Source organism: Chitinophaga niabensis, from assembly GCF_900129465.1.
Classification (GTDB): domain Bacteria; phylum Bacteroidota; class Bacteroidia; order Chitinophagales; family Chitinophagaceae; genus Chitinophaga; species Chitinophaga niabensis.
Genome location: NZ_FSRA01000001.1, coordinates 502,171 through 517,225 on the forward strand (window position 1 = coordinate 502,171; position 15,055 = coordinate 517,225).

13 protein-coding genes and 1 tRNA gene are annotated in these 15,055 nt (G+C 46.7%); 6 read left to right on the forward strand and 8 right to left on the reverse strand.

Going from position 1 to position 15,055, the window contains the following annotated elements; translation table 11 throughout:
* Window positions 1–26 precede the first annotated feature (26 nt).
* Window positions 27–884: an AraC family transcriptional regulator gene (locus tag BUR42_RS02030; protein WP_084185293.1), complete on the forward strand. Its 858-nt coding sequence runs from the start codon at window positions 27–29 to the stop codon at window positions 882–884.
* A gap of 148 nt (window positions 885–1,032) precedes the next feature.
* On the opposite strand, the gene BUR42_RS02035 is transcribed toward BUR42_RS02030, so the two are convergent.
* The 6 genes from BUR42_RS02035 to BUR42_RS02060 all read right to left on the reverse strand — a co-directional run bounded on the left by BUR42_RS02035 (window position 1,033) and on the right by BUR42_RS02060 (window position 6,933).
* The gene (locus tag BUR42_RS02035) at window positions 1,033–3,441 is read right to left on the reverse strand and encodes an ABC transporter permease (protein ID WP_074237499.1); all 2,409 of its coding nucleotides are present in this window, start codon (window positions 3,439–3,441) and stop codon (window positions 1,033–1,035) included.
* A 314-nt stretch (window positions 3,442–3,755) separates the two neighbouring features.
* Window positions 3,756–3,839: transfer RNA gene (locus BUR42_RS02040), tRNA-Leu, on the reverse strand.
* 69 nt (window positions 3,840–3,908) lie between these two features.
* The gene (locus tag BUR42_RS02045; RefSeq protein WP_074237500.1) at window positions 3,909–4,721 is read right to left on the reverse strand and encodes a 2,3,4,5-tetrahydropyridine-2,6-dicarboxylate N-succinyltransferase; all 813 of its coding nucleotides are present in this window, start codon (window positions 4,719–4,721) and stop codon (window positions 3,909–3,911) included.
* Between the two features lie 32 nt (window positions 4,722–4,753).
* Window positions 4,754–5,737, reverse strand: coding sequence for an MvdC/MvdD family ATP grasp protein (locus BUR42_RS02050; protein ID WP_074237501.1), 984 nt, complete (start codon window positions 5,735–5,737; stop codon window positions 4,754–4,756).
* Entirely contained in the window at window positions 5,730–6,692 is a 963-nt protein-coding gene (locus tag BUR42_RS02055) for an MvdC/MvdD family ATP grasp protein (RefSeq protein ID WP_074237502.1), read from the reverse strand. The genes BUR42_RS02050 and BUR42_RS02055 overlap by 8 nt, the downstream gene beginning before the upstream one ends.
* A 70-nt stretch (window positions 6,693–6,762) precedes the next feature.
* A complete protein-coding gene (locus BUR42_RS02060; RefSeq protein ID WP_084185295.1) occupies window positions 6,763–6,933 on the reverse strand; it encodes a microviridin/marinostatin family tricyclic proteinase inhibitor in 171 nt (56 codons plus the stop codon).
* 299 nt (window positions 6,934–7,232) lie between these two features.
* On the opposite strand from BUR42_RS02060, the gene BUR42_RS02065 reads away from it, so the two are divergent.
* The 5 genes from BUR42_RS02065 (at window position 7,233) to miaA (ending at window position 11,948) form a co-directional block, all read left to right on the forward strand.
* Window positions 7,233–8,354 (forward strand): glycosyltransferase family 4 protein, encoded by a 1,122-nt coding sequence (locus BUR42_RS02065; RefSeq protein ID WP_074237503.1) that lies wholly within the window; start codon window positions 7,233–7,235, stop codon window positions 8,352–8,354.
* Between the two features lie 13 nt (window positions 8,355–8,367).
* A complete protein-coding gene (locus tag BUR42_RS02070; RefSeq protein ID WP_074237504.1) occupies window positions 8,368–8,943 on the forward strand; it encodes an L-threonylcarbamoyladenylate synthase in 576 nt (191 codons plus the stop codon).
* A gap of 63 nt (window positions 8,944–9,006) precedes the next feature.
* Complete coding sequence (locus tag BUR42_RS02075; RefSeq protein ID WP_074237505.1) at window positions 9,007–10,425, forward strand: CCA tRNA nucleotidyltransferase; 1,419 nt, start codon at window positions 9,007–9,009, stop codon at window positions 10,423–10,425.
* A 34-nt stretch (window positions 10,426–10,459) separates the two neighbouring features.
* Window positions 10,460–11,038, forward strand: coding sequence for an IS1096 element passenger TnpR family protein (locus BUR42_RS02080; RefSeq protein WP_074237506.1), 579 nt, complete (start codon window positions 10,460–10,462; stop codon window positions 11,036–11,038).
* Window positions 11,039–11,048: 10 nt separating this feature from the next.
* Window positions 11,049–11,948, forward strand: a complete 900-nt coding sequence (gene miaA, locus BUR42_RS02085; protein ID WP_074237507.1) for a tRNA (adenosine(37)-N6)-dimethylallyltransferase MiaA — start codon at window positions 11,049–11,051, stop codon at window positions 11,946–11,948.
* Between the two features lie 88 nt (window positions 11,949–12,036).
* Here the strand turns inward: miaA and BUR42_RS02090 are convergent, their stop codons facing one another.
* Window positions 12,037–13,578, reverse strand: coding sequence for an OmpP1/FadL family transporter (locus tag BUR42_RS02090; RefSeq protein ID WP_074237508.1), 1,542 nt, complete (start codon window positions 13,576–13,578; stop codon window positions 12,037–12,039).
* Between the two features lie 118 nt (window positions 13,579–13,696).
* Window positions 13,697–14,743, reverse strand: coding sequence for a hypothetical protein (locus tag BUR42_RS02095; protein WP_074237509.1), 1,047 nt, complete (start codon window positions 14,741–14,743; stop codon window positions 13,697–13,699).
* Window positions 14,744–15,055 lie beyond the last annotated feature (312 nt).

Here is a 15,055-nt window from a genome sequence, read left to right on the forward strand (position 1 = left end):
CTTGAAAGATTTATTAATTTGCCGGTATGAAGCTTTTTGACGAAACAGGCTATATCCCCGTCTTAGGGATCCATGAATTCCGGAAAGGCCAGCTGGCAGGGAGGGAGGAATTCCTCTTCAACGAGCTGCATGGTGAACGGCATATCGACAAGCCGCATAAGCATGATTTTTTTATCATTAACCTGTTTGAATCAGCAAAAGGGGTTCATAATATCGACTTTCACAATTACCCGATCGGGAATAAACAAATTCATGTGCTGTTTCCCGGGCAGGTGCATACCTGGAGCATCCGACCTGGTACAACGGGTTACCAGCTGATGATACAGCAGCATTTTTTCGAACGCTTTGCATCATTTTTCCGTTTCTCGTTTTCGAATTATATCAATCATCCGGTGATTCCGCTGACCAGCGATAATTTCAAATTGCTGAAGTATGAATTTGATGCTATCAGGGATGAGCTGAATTCGCCGGACTCCGTGCAGGAAGTGATCAGCGCAAGGGCTGCTGTAATTGCTGCGATCGTGAGTAAGGAAGCAGAGAAGATCTTTACAGACCTGAAAGTATTCCAGTCGCATCCCCGGCTGGCGGAGTTCAGTTTGTTGATTGATAAATTTTACAAGCAGGAGAAACTGGTTAGTTTCTATGCTTCAAAGCTGCACATCACTGCCAACTATCTGAATATCCTTTGTAAGAAACACCTCTATGTACCGGCCACGAAATTGATCCAGCAACGTGTGCTGTTAGAGGCAAAACGGTTGCTTCAGACAACGGAGCTCTCTGTCAAGGAAATTGCATTTGAGCTGGGCTTTGTTGATCATGCGTATTTTTCGAATTTTTTTAAAGCTCAGGCGGGTATTACGCCAACGCAGTTCAGGGAGGGGTAGGGGGAAATGAAAAAGCCCGCACTAAGTGCAGTCTTTTAATTTTAGTGCTCGTATTTTGTGCCCGGGACGGGGATCGAACCCGCAAGCCTTTCGGCAGCAGTTCGGTAAATAAAAAGCCTGGGATATTTTTTTAAGGATTTAAGTCGTTTCATTCTGTTCGCAAGCCCTTCATCGGATTGGCCTTTGCTGCTTTAATCGCCTGGTAAGATATAGTAAGCATCGCAACCAGTAAAACAATTGTTGCCGCCAGGGCAAACATCCACCAGCTTAAGCTAACACGGTAAGGATAATTTTGCAACCATCCGGACATCATCCACCACCCAAACGGTGATGCAATAACAACGGCTACGGCTATAAGCTTTAGAAAATCACCACAAAAATTTTCTGCGATAGCAGCAACAGAAGCTCCCAATACCTTTTTTATGGCAATGTCTTTGGTGTGATTATGAATAGAAAGCGTTGCCAGCCCGAACAGTCCAATACAAGAAATAATAATGGTGAGGATAGCGCTAAAAGTGACGATGCGTTTCCACCGGGCTTCTTTTTCATATTGTACAGCATTTTGTGCATCCTTAAAACTGTATTCGTAAGGCTGGTATGGGAAAAAGACCTTAAAGGCGCTTTCAATATAATGCAGTGTTTGCGATATATTCCCTTGCTTTATTTTTATGAACATAGTGCCGAATGAATATAAAGTATCCGTGGTAAAGAGCTGGGGGCCTATTTTTTCGGCAAGAGAGGTGTAATGATAATCTTTTATCATGCCAATAACTGTATATTTCCTGCCCATGTAAAAAAAGTCAATCTGCTTACCTACAACATCATCCCAGCCTGCTGCCCTGGTAAACGATTGATTAACAATCACCGATGCAGTCTTATCTGTAGCAAGATTTTTTGAAAAATTCCTGCCTTTTATAATAGGTATTTGGAAAAGTGGGAAATAATTTTCATCGATATAGTTGAAATCAAACGTTATTTTATTACCGCCATTGATATGTGCGGTTGCTTCCCGGCTCCCGCCCTGGTTAGCAGTAACGCTCTCTATGGAGCTGTTCTTAAGCAGTTCATTGGTGAAAGCATCTAATTGTTGCTTGCTGATTTCTCCGCCAGGTTTTAAGATATCGCCATTGCTAACACTCACCGTTACCAGATTTTTATCATTATAACCAAGATCAAAATGCATAAGATGATTAACCTGGGTATAAATAATTGTTGTGGCAACAATGAGAAAAGTGGCGAGCGTAAATTGGAATACTACCAGGCCCTTTGATAAGTAATTTTTCCTTCCCGGCCTGAGCTTTCCATACAACGTTTGTACAGGATTAAAGCCGGATAAAACCAGGGCAGGGTAAAAGCCAGCCAGCAAGCCCGTTAACAGCAGCAATGTAATATATCCTGCAACCAGCTTTATATCGAATAAATGCGAAAAGGACAACGCCTTATTAGCTAATGTATTAAAAAATGGAAGGGTAAACAATACTAAAACGACCGCAACCACAAAAGCTATAGTGCTTAAAATAAACGACTCTCCTAAAAATTGAATGATTAATTGTTTTCTTTGTCCGCCCAGTACTTTACGAACACCTATTTCTTTTGCCCTCCTTAAAGAGTGCCCAATTGTGAGGTTAATAAAATTAACGCAAGCAATAAGCAGTATAAACAATGCAATACCTGTGAGAATATAAGAATACAGGGGATCGCTTGCATCTTCGAGTCCCCTGCCTGGCGGATATTCAGTGCTCAAATGCATTTCGGCCAATGGTTGCAGGCCAAAATTTATAGTCCTTTCAGCATCATACTTTTGGGCCGTTTCTTTTAGCTGGTCACTCGCCTCAGCATTAAATACACTTGCAAATTTGGCCTCTACCGCTTCTATATTTGCAGACGGTTTTAAGACAACAAAAGTTTTAAGGAAGAAATTAGCCCATTGATTATTATTCCATATTGACGAGTCTGATTTTATGGGTACCAGCATTTTGATCTTAAGAGAAGAATTTTGAGGCGATCTTTTTGCTATAGCCGAAACTACAAAAGGTTCGAATTTTTTCCCGGTATTCAGTTCAATCGTTTCGCCAACCACTTCTTTTTTGTGAAAAAACTTTTCGGCAATTTCTTCGGACAGCACAACAGTACGCGTACCGGCAAGCGCTGTTTGTGGATTACCAGCTATAAGCGGAAATGAAAAAACAGAGAAAAAGTTATCATCCACATACAAAGCATCCTGATCAAAAACATCATTTTGATGTTTTATGGTAAAAGAAGTGTTTTTCACCCGTACAAACGCTTCAATCTCCGGGATGGCTTGTTTAAAAACGGGGCCGGGCATCATTGATGTACTACCGGTTTTGTTAACATTGCCTCCTGAATTGGTAATAGTGGCCGTAATACGATAAATATTATTTTTATGAACCCGGTCATAGCTAAGTTCATCTTTCGTATATAAAATGATTAACATGCAGCAAGCAAGCCCAATGCTTAGGCCCACAATATTGATTATAGAAAAAAGAGGCGTGCGTCTTAAATTTCGAACAGCTGCTTTAAAATAGTTTCGAAACATAATTTTACCGGTTAATTAAAAAAACGGTCTTACCTGTGAAATAAAGACGCCGTGTTGGATGAAAGGTTGCACTAATCTGTGGAATTGTATGATAAGATCTTAATTTTTACCTGATGTCTCTCCATTCCGTTCACAGTGATTTGTCGATAGGATTGATTTTTTGTTCCGCGTTTGAAAAATTCTTTTTCAAACGTTATAATATTTCCTTAAAGGACGAAAACAATTGACTAATAGAACTAATAACCAGGACTGGTAAGGGTGGGGAGGACCAAAAAAAGAAAAGGCCGGAGATTTCTCCGACCTTTTCGCTAGTGTGCCCAGAACTGGATTCGAACCAGCACATCCTTGCGGACGCTGCGACCTGAACACAGTGCGTCTACCAATTTCGCCATCTGGGCATCTTCAGGGAGTGCAAAAGTAAGGAGTTTCAGCATATTTCCAAAACTCCTTACAAATAAAATTAAATTCTATACAGCAATATTGAATTCACGCAGCGTGTCGTTCAGGCTGGTCTTCAGGTCTGTACTGGCTTTCCGCTGACCAATGATCAACGCGCAGGACACCTGGTATTCTCCCGCAGGGAATTTCTTGGTGTAAGTACCGGGGATCACTACGCTTCTGGCAGGTACACGGCCTTTGTATTCGATCGGCTCGGGGCCGCTTACATCAATGATCTTGGTGGATTGCGTTAAAACAACGTTAGCTCCCAGTACCGCTTCTTTTTCTACATGTACACCTTCCACAACAATACAACGGGAACCTATGAAAGCACCATCTTCGATAATTACCGGAGAAGCCTGTAATGGTTCCAGTACACCACCGATACCCACACCACCACTCAGGTGAACGTGTTTGCCGATCTGTGCGCAGGAGCCTACTGTAGCCCAGGTATCCACCATGGTACCTTCGTCAACGTATGCGCCGATGTTTACATATGAAGGCATCAGGATAGCGCCTTTGGCAATGAATGCACCATAACGGGCCACTGCATGCGGTACTACGCGAACACCCAGCTCTTTATAATTGGTTTTGAGCTTCATTTTATCATGGAACTCAAAAGGAGGTAAGCTCATGGTTTCCATGGGCTGAATGGAGAAATACATCAGGATAGCCTGTTTCACCCATTCGTTTACTTTCCAGCCATTTTCTACGGGTTCTGCTACGCGTAACTTTCCTTTATCTACTGCTTCAATCACTGCTTTCACGGCATCGGAATATTGTCTTTCTTGTAACAGGCCACGATCGTTCCAGGCAGTCTGTATTAGTTGCTGTGTATCCATTGTCTAAAAAAATATTTCCGCAAAAATAGTAATCATTCTCTTCTTTCCGCCTGGTTTAATAATACGGCGGCCAGATGTTGGGAAATAGCGTTGTCGCATAGCTTGTCCAGCCAGAAGTATTCCCCGGCGGCATTGACTTCCAGGAAATAATACTTCCCTTCCGGTGTAAGGATCAGGTCTATGGCTCCGTAGTTCAGGCCATAGGTGTCCATGAAGGCCAACAGGGCTTTGGATATGTCTACCGGCAGCACATAGGGCTGCCATTCATCTGCCAACGCAGCGCCTTCTTTCCGCCAGTCCACCAGTTGCCGGGAGTCGATAGAAAAAGGGAAGATCCTGCGGCCAACGATGGTTACGCGGAGTTCCAGGGCTTTCTCCAGTTTTTCCTGGAATACCATAGGGCAATACCGTAATTCATTCAGTTGATCCAGGTGAGTGGCAGTGACCTCATTGGTGAATACCACATGTTCCTGGCCATCCCGGTAAATGGCAAAGGCGCTCTGCATTTTGGCGATCACGGGTTTATTGGTGCCGGCCAGGAAAGCTTTTAGCTGTGCGGGGGAATTGGTGATGCAGGTAGCTGGCACTTCCAGCCCGCAATCCCTGGCAATGCGCAGTTGTTCTTCCTTACTGTCCAGGCGGCGGTATACGCTGTATCTTTCAATCTGGAAACACTTTAATCCTTCCAGCATCCCGAATAGCGTACGGCGCAGCTCGCCCAGGGTGGAAGAGAGGTATTCCTTTTCCAGCAGGGTTTCCAGCCCTTTGCCAATATGGTAACTGCGCCGGTACCAGACGGCGGTGATATCATCCAGCGTATAAGTGCCTTCTGTTGTTTCCAGCAGGCCCTGCCATTGCCCGTTGATAATGGAAGAGCTGAGCCTGCTTTCAACCGGGTAGCGGTCTGCATCAAAACGTACACAGCTGCCGCCGAGCCGGCGGATTTGCTGTATAACGGTATCTACTGCGTAATTATCTTCGGAATGGGTGATAATAAGGACTTTACCGTTATTCATTGGTGATCCGGTTAACTAATTTCTCTGCAATGGTTTCGGCGATAGGGAAGCCCAGGTATTTTTCCAGCATGCCCCATTCTCCCTGTGGGTTCACTTCCAGGAAAACGTATTTGCCGTCGGGTTGTACGATCATGTCTATGGCACCAAAGGGGAGGTTCAGCAGGCGCATCATGGCATCTATCTTTTCTGCTGTTTCAGGAGGGAGCTGATAAGGTTCCCATTGAATGATGGTGGTGCTGTTCGTTCGCCAGTCCGTAGATTCGGGGGCTTTCAGGCTGCCGGTAAAGATCTCGCCGTCTATATAGGCAACGCGTAATTCCCTTTCCTTTGGAATGTATTCCTGCAGGATCATCGGGCAGGCGGCCAGGGATTCCAGCATGGGTACATCTTCTTTACGCAGGCGGGTAGTGGGGAAGAAGTCGCCCGCGCCATCCATGGTCTTGGAAAGGGCACCGTGCAGTTTAACCACTACATCTCCGTTGTTGGCATCATAGAATTTGATGGCATCTTCTGCATGATTGCTGATGAGGGTTTGCGGAACATGCAAACCTGCAGCCTGTGCGGCGGATAATTGTATGAGCTTATTATTGCCAATGCCATGGTCTATATGCATGGGATTGATCCATGGCACATCCAGTGCATCGAGGAAAATATGAAGGGAGGTATTGTATTCTTTGATGAATGCAGGAACATAGGCAGGGTCCAGGGAAGGAGGCACCTGCAGTTTCCAGAGTTTTCTGTACCATACGGCACTGACATCGCTGGCATTCAGCGTTTGTTTTCCGTGCTGCAGCTGGTATTGCGGCCCTTCCGGGGTGAGCCGGTACCGGAGCCGGTAACGGGTGCCAAATTCATCAGAGTTGAAGCGGAAGCTGGGATATCCAAGCTGTTGCAGGCGTTGTTGTACTAACTCTATCGTGTAGGTGTCCTGTGAATGAGTGATGCAAAGAATCATGAATGTTCAGATAAAAAAACAAGCAATAGCTACTGCCATTGCTTGCAATGATCGTTGAATGTTAGATGAACTATAACAGCCACCATTCCTCATCCCCATCTGAAGGGTATTTGAGGGTCTGATCGGGAGCATCTGATAATTTGCTCGTCCAGTTACTTTCTTTTTCCTGGCGTTTTTCAGTTTGCTGAGCTTCCAGGAATTGTGCAAAGAATGGTTTCATTACTTGTTCATTGGGTTTCATACTTGATTGTTTTTTGTTGATGTTACAAGATGATACAATAACTAATGGATATGTTGTTTAATGGGAGTAAATGTCTTTATAAGCCTGATTTTCCAACCTGATATGATTCTCGAAAAGCGGACAATTAAATTAATCATTTTTGAGGAATTAAACAAATCTAATTCTCTGATCTGGCGATTAATACAGCAACATTAAATGTGAATTCAACGCTCATGCAGGAACGCTTGTAAAAACTGATAGCTTTTTAACCGATCGCATTTATTTTGTTATTTTACCGCCTGAATTAAATGTAACGCAACTTGAACATTGGTTTCGACGCTAAGCGGGCTTTTCAGAATCGTACGGGTTTGGGCAATTACAGCCGTACCCTCATACGCTCCCTGGGGGAATATTATCCGCAGAACAACTATTTTCTTTTTGCCCCTAAAGAGCAACCGCTGTTCCAGCCATCTTCCGGTATGCAAACCATCGTTCCGCAACGGGCGCATCACAGATGGTTAAAGTCCGTATGGAGAAGCCGCTGGGTGATCCAGGACCTGATCGATAAGGAGATAGACCTTTATCACGGTCTTAGCGCAGAACTGCCCTTTGGCATCAGCAACAGCGGGGTGCAAAGTGTAGTGACCATACACGACCTTATCTTTGAACGCTACCCGGAACAATACAATCCCATTGATGTGTACACCTACCGCAAAAAGGCCCGGTACGCCTGTAAACATGCGGATAAGGTGATTGCCATCAGTGAACAGACCAAACAGGACCTTATACAATACTACCATACGCCGGAGAACAGGATTAAAGTTTGTTATCAAAGCTGCGATCCCTCTTTTGAAGAACAGTGTACAAAAGAGCAGATCAACAGTATGCTGGCGGCTTATCAACTGCCATCTGCTTATTTCCTCTATGTAGGTTCCGTAATAGAACGCAAGAACCTGCTGGGCATCGTAAAAGCCATGCGCCTGCTGAAAGGTAAGATAGACCTGCCTTTGGTGGTTTTGGGCGATGGGGGTAAATATAAAGAGGAGGTGAAGGCATTCCTGCAGAAAGAAGGTATGGAAAAACAGGTGATCTGGCTGAATGAGCGCGTTAAATTCTCTTTTAAAGACCTGCCGGCCCTGTACCAGGGCGCAACGGCACTGATATATCCTTCCATCTTTGAAGGCTTTGGTATCCCCATCCTGGAAGCACTCTGGAGCCGTACACCGGTAGTCACTTCCAATGTTTCCTGCTTCCGGGAAACAGGAGGTGATGCGGCGCTGTACATAGATCCTTTCCTGCCTGCATCTATTGCAGAAGGTATGGAAAGGGTGGCGATTGATCGTACCTTTGCAGCTGGTATGCAGGAAAGAGGTATAGAACATGCGCAGCATTTCACTGTAGATAAATGTGCCGCCGCCGTGATGGAGGTATACCAGTCTTAAACTTACAACGTACATGATAACTGAATTCGAAGAAGATCTCGTGCAAAGTCTCAGTACCCTTCGCTCCGGGGGCATCATCCTTTACCCTACGGATACTATCTGGGGCCTCGGTTGCGATGCAACAGACGAAGCAGCCGTAAAGCGCATTTTTGATCTTAAGCAGCGGAGTGAATCCAAAAGCCTGGTAATACTGGTGGCAGATGTACGGGACCTTGTTAAATACCTGTCACAACCACCACCGGATATTGCAGATACCATTGCGGCCTTCGACCGGCCTACCACAGTGATCTATGAAGGGGCGCTGCACCTGGCGCCCAATGTGATCGCGGAAGATGGTACGGTGGCCATCCGCGTGGTAAAAGAGCCATTTTGCCGCCACCTGATCAAAAGGTTCAGAAAACCGATCGTTTCCACCTCCGCCAATATCAGCGGCGCTCCTTCTCCCGCTACTTTCCTGGATGTAACGGATGAGATCAGGCAAGGGGTAGACTATACCGTAGTTCACCGGCAGCACGAGATAGCCATCCGCCAGCCCTCGCGGATCGTGCGTATTCAGCCTGATGGAAAACTGGAAATACTGAGAAATTGACCTTTGGGCCGGAGGAATAAATCTGAATTGAGTACTTTTGCGCCTTAAACCAGTAGATAGTATATGCAGATTCCCTGTACAACACGGGAAAAGGAGTTATTCGATCGCGTGGCATTAGCGGCACGCCAGCTTGGCGTTCCCTGTTACCTCATTGGCGGCTTTGTGAGAGATAAACTGCTGAACAGGAACACGAAAGATATGGATATCGTTTGTGTGGGAGATGGTATTGCACTCGCACATAAAGTGGCAGCTTTGCTGGACCCTTCACCTAAAGTGAACTTTTTTAAAACATATGGTACGGCCCAGATCCGTCATAAGGACCTGGAGATAGAATTTGTGGGGGCCCGTAAGGAAAGTTACCGCCAGCATTCCCGTAATCCTGAAGTGGAGCCGGGAAGCCTGGAAGATGATCAGCTCCGCCGGGATTTTACTATTAACGCATTGGCTATCAGTTTAAATGAAGCCGATTTCGGGGCCTTGCTGGACCCTTTCAACGGACGGAAGGATATGGCAGATAAACTGATCCGTACGCCGCTGGATCCTGCGCAGACCTTCAGCGACGACCCTTTACGGATGATGCGGGCCATTCGTTTTGCCTCCCAGCTGCATTTCACCATTGTGCCTGAAACATTGCAGGCCATCCGGGAGAATGCGGACAGGATTAAGATCATCACCCAGGAGCGGATCACGGATGAATTGAATAAGATCATGTTATCGTCTAAACCTTCCGTTGGTTTGGACCTTTTATATCAAACCGGCCTGTTAAAGATCATTTTCCCCCAGATGGTAGATCTGGCGGGTGTAGAAATGCAGGAAGGGAAGGGGCACAAGGATAATTTTTATCATACGCTCCAGGTAATAGACAATATTTCCCGGAATACGAAGGACCTCTGGTTACGTTGGGCAGCATTATTGCATGATATTGGTAAACCCGCTACCAAAAGGTTTGAAGAAGGTCATGGCTGGACGTTCCATGGGCACGATGCCGTAGGTGGTAAAATGGTGCCGCGTATCTTTGCCCGGCTCAAATTACCGCAGCACGATAAAATGAAGTTTGTAAGGAAGCTGGTGGAGTTGCATCTGCGCCCGATCAGCCTTACAAAGGAGAATATAACAGATTCGGCTATACGGCGCCTGCTGTTTGATGCGGGAGATGATCTGGAAGCGCTGATGCTCTTGTGCGATGCGGATATCACTTCCAAGAATAAAGCAAAAGTTAAACGCTATCTTGAGAATTTTGAAATGGTACGGCAGCGTTTGAAGGAAGTGGAAGAAAGTGATCGTATCCGCAACTGGCAGCCACCCATCACCGGCGAAATGATCATGGAGATCTTTGATCTCAAACCGGGAAGGATGGTAGGCGATCTGAAAAGCGCGATCCGGGAAGCTATCCTGGATGGTGAGATACCGAACAGCTACGAGGCAGCATATCAGTATATGCTACAGAAGGCCAAAGAACTAGACTTGACCCCTGTTAAATAATTTGGTAATTTTACAGCACGTTTAATTTGATCATATGCCGGTATTGAAGTTCAGAGTTTATTGGGAGGAAGATGAGAGTGTCTATAGGGACATTGTGGTAAAGCCTACCCAGAATTTTTTACAGTTCCATCAGGCCATTTTGTTGGCATATGAGTTTGACTCTAAACATAAAGCCACTTTTTTCCGTAGTAACGATAACTGGCAGCGTGGCCGTGAGATCATCCTGGAGCCAGATGGGCAGCCGCGTAAAGCAGAGCCGTTACTGATGCCGGAAACCGCCATCGGTATAATGGTGCGGGATCCGAACCAGAAATTCATCTACCTCTATGACTATGCCAAGAACTGGACGTTCCTGGTAGAACTTATTGCTGTAGCCAAAGAAGAGAACAGCAAACTCAGTTACCCCGCCTGCGTACGCAAGGAAGGGCTTGCTCCCAGCCAGTACGGTACCAAAGGCCTCATCGGCGATAAGCTGGTGGAAATGGAAGAGAAATATGATCTCAACCGCGAAGGTATGCCGGACGATGGTTTTGGGGAAGAAGGCGAAGAAGGTGGAGAACGTGAAGAAGATGGTGCAGAAGAGAATGGCGCCGAGGAAGAAAACCTGTTCTAAAATCCAGTGATTGAAAAATACGGTTGTTGTATTGGCTGGCCCTACGGCTGTAGGTAAAACTGCGCTGGCTATACGAATAGCACAGCAGCTGGGTACGGAGATCATCTCCGCAGATTCCCGCCAGTGCTACCGGGAACTGAGCATCGGAACCGCCAAACCGGATGCTGCCGAACTATCAGCTGTTCCTCATTACTTTATTAATTCTCATTCCATACGGGAAGAAGTGAATGCAGCCATGTATGAGCAACTTGCTTTGCAATACACGGCTGATATCTTCACAAGGCACCCTGTTGCCATCGTTACCGGTGGTACCGGCCTGTATATCAGGGCCTTCCTGGAAGGTATGGACAACATGCCCGCTGTTCCGCCTGCTATCAGAACTGCCGTGAGGGAAGGTTATGCTGCAAATGGTTTAACCTGGCTGCAGGAAACCCTGCAGCAAAGAGATCCTTCTTTTTATGCAACAGCAGAAACGCAGAACCCTCAACGCCTCATGCGTGCGCTGGAAATACTGGAAGCTACAGGCCAATCCATCAACACATTCAGAACAGCCACACCCCGTAACCGTGATTTCAGGATCATTAAAATAGGGATACAATTACCGAAAGAGTTATTGCACGGGAATATTGTAAAGCGCGTGGATGCTATGATGGCGGCAGGTTTAGTGGACGAGGCTGCATCAGTGAAGGAGTACCGTCATCATAATGCCCTGCAAACAGTCGGGTACACAGAGATCTTCGATTATTTTGACGGGAAACTACGGATAGCAGAAGCAGTGGAAGCGATTAAGGTGCATACACGGCAATATGCGAAACGCCAGCTCACCTGGTTCAGAAGGGATGCAGAAATGCATTGGTTTGATGCGCGGGAAGGAGATGAGGTGCTGAAATGGCTGGAGCAACAGGTATAGAAAAGAACAACGTATTAAAGAACATGCAGTAAATAAAAAAAGGAAGGAACATCAGCTCCTTCCTTTTTTGTATCCTGGAATTTATTGATCAGAATTTGAAACCTACTGTCATCAGAACAGAGCCAACAGTGCCATTCACGGTAGCTGGCGCAATCTTAGAGCCAGCCAGTGTATAAGGCTGATATTGATCTTTGGACATGGTATGTACATAGGTCAGGTCTGCAAAGAAACCTTTGTTACGATATCCCAGGCCGCCGCTGATCTTTTGTGTGTTGGCCTCCACTTCTGAATTCTGATAAGGGCTGCCGTAAAAGGCATATCCTGCACGAACAGCGATCACATTGAATTTCAGTTCACCACCTACTCTTATGTTCACCGCGCCTTTGTAAAGGTTGTCCATAGAATTGTTCAACTGCCTTGCAAAGTCACGGTCTCCTTCAGTGCCTTTATTGAAACGGTATTTGGCCGATGCATAATCCACATATTCAACATCTGCTGTAATGAAGCCGTGTTGCTGCTTTACATCAGGGTCGGTACCAAAGATGTAAGAGAAGCTACCCATAGCGCGCCATGGTGTTTGCAGGCTGTATTCATATTCAACAGGTAAACCATCTGTGAGTTCTTCTGTATCCTGGTAACGTTCGCTTTGGCCATCAGGCTGGTATCCTTCTGTATCCACCTGCACACGGGCGGTGGTGGCATCTCTCATGTTGTACCAGGTAGGTGTATGGAACGATGCACCAATGCGCACATTCGGCACCGGGGCGTAAATAGCACCAATTTTTGCATTGAAGCCCACCCCGTCTGTTTTGAGCCGTTCTGTATGTTCAAAGTAAGCGAAGTCGTTGTTGTTATCCCCGGAAAGATCGTCTTCCGCGAAGGTGCGGGAGCGTTCATAACGGAGCGTGGGGAAGTTCAGGGAAAGCCCTACATACAACTTATCGGAATAATTAGCACCCATGCCAAGGGAAAATTCATTTAGTCCTCCCTCGGTGGAAACCCTGTCCCGCTGACGGATACCGCCGGGAAGCGTGGGGTTTACCCAGGTGGCATAACCGCCATTGATGGTGTCTACCAGGTAGGTATTGAAGGCAAGGCTGGCGCCGAGGGGATCAATACTGGCAGCATCGTTGAATGACAGGGGAGAGCCGTTGTTATTCAGCCTGTCTACCCATCGGTCAACATAACTGGTGGTGGTATTCACCCCATCTATGTAGTATTTGTTGTTGAAGTCTGCGAGGCGGTTGTAATCCAGTGAAAAGGCCACATTACGCCAGCCGGAAGAACTATTGCTGGTGGGCATACCAAATACAATACCCAGGTTACCGAGCGTGAAATTGCTATTGCTGGCATCGGTACGTGTTCCCAGGTAGTCCTGTTTGTTGGAGCGGAAATTAAATCCGGGCGTGATCACTACTTCGCTTGTTCTGAAGAATCCTAGTCCTGCAGGGTTTACGTGGGTTGCTGAAATGTCTCCCCCTAAAGACCCTGCTGCGCCGCCGATGGCCTGTGTCCGGGCTGTACCCCCGGTAGTAAGGCGGCTATAGCGCAAGGCGTCTGCTTCATCCTGTGCCCAGGCCTGGGCAGATACACCAAGGGCTATCAAAAGAAATGCGGTTCTTTTATTCATCTTAAAATCAGTATGGTGATAAATTGAGTGCTTATGCTGAAGATATAGGGCTTAAAAGGGAATGATCAACCGCGGATCACCTGTGTGACCCGCTGATTGATCATTCTTTAGTTATTTATCAACCGCCTCTTCTTGGGCTGGATGTTCTTACCGGTGAAGGTGAGCTGCTGGGACTGCTGCTCGGGCTGCTCGATGGATAACTGCGTGCGGGTGCGCTACGTTCAGGAGCCGGGCTGCTTCTTTCATATGAAGGTTGCGGAGCCTGGCGTACCGGGCGATCGTCGCTACGGTCAAAGGTCCTTACCGGTGCTGACCTTGAAGGTCTCGGGTCGGAACTTGGCTGCGTAGATGGGCGTTCGGAAGGAGCACGGTCGAATGTTCTTCTTGGAACACCGCCGTTGTTCACGCGGCCACCACTGGGGTTGCCCGGGTTCACAACTGTACCGCTGCTGCGGTCAAACACTCTTCTCGGAGCGGAACCGCTGGTGTTAGGCCTTGGTGAAGAAGGGTTGTAACCGTTGCTGTTGAACACGCGGGAAGAGGAAGAACCTCTCGGGCCCCATGAGTTCGCCGGACGGGTGTAGTAGTAACCACCACCGCCACCATGCCAGCCGCCACCGGGGTAACCACCACCGTACCAGCCACTGCCATACCAACCGCTACCGTACCAGTTGTTGTACCAGGGATGACCGAAGCCACCACCATACCAACCGCTGCCGTACCATCCGTTTCCGTACCAGTTATTCCAGCGATAAGGGTTGTAACCCCATCCCAGGCCGATACTGAAAGAATTACCCCAGGAAGGATAACCGTAGAAATTGTTCATGTAAATGCTCGGGCCGCCATAGAACGGATCTGCATAATATCCATCCCAGTAGTAGCCATTATAGCCTCTGCTGAAACGGTCTATGCGCCGCGCGTAATCATAGCGTTCCTCATCCTCATCCTGGTATGTTACATAATTGTCGTCGCCGTTGTCGTTATACGTTTCCTCATCTGCATTACTAGCTTGTTGTTGCGTACTTCTGGCAGTGTTATTGGCGTAGACCTTGGCCCTGCCCGGTGAATAATACACATCATCGGGAGTCTGTGCTGTTTTGTATGCGGTAGAGCAGCTGCTTAACACGAGCAGTGCAGCTATCGCACTATATATCATAGGTTTCATCTGATGATATTTGATTAACAATGTAAATTTACTCAATTTAAACGAATTTTCTCGTTGAAAGATGCCACGCACACGGCGTTTTATTATCTTCGCACACCCGGAGGAGGTTTTAGTTTTTCTAACGTAGGTTTGTGGCGATTTCCGTCTTATCTTAAACAAATATTGCGCCAATAAATTGTGCCGGAAGCCTTATAAATCGTAGCTTTCTGCCGAGTGGCAACAGGGATGGATAAACGGAAAACAGCACCTGCTAACTCCCTGTACAGGAACACGTTGGAAATTCCGGAAACCGGGGAAACGGAAAAAGAAAAA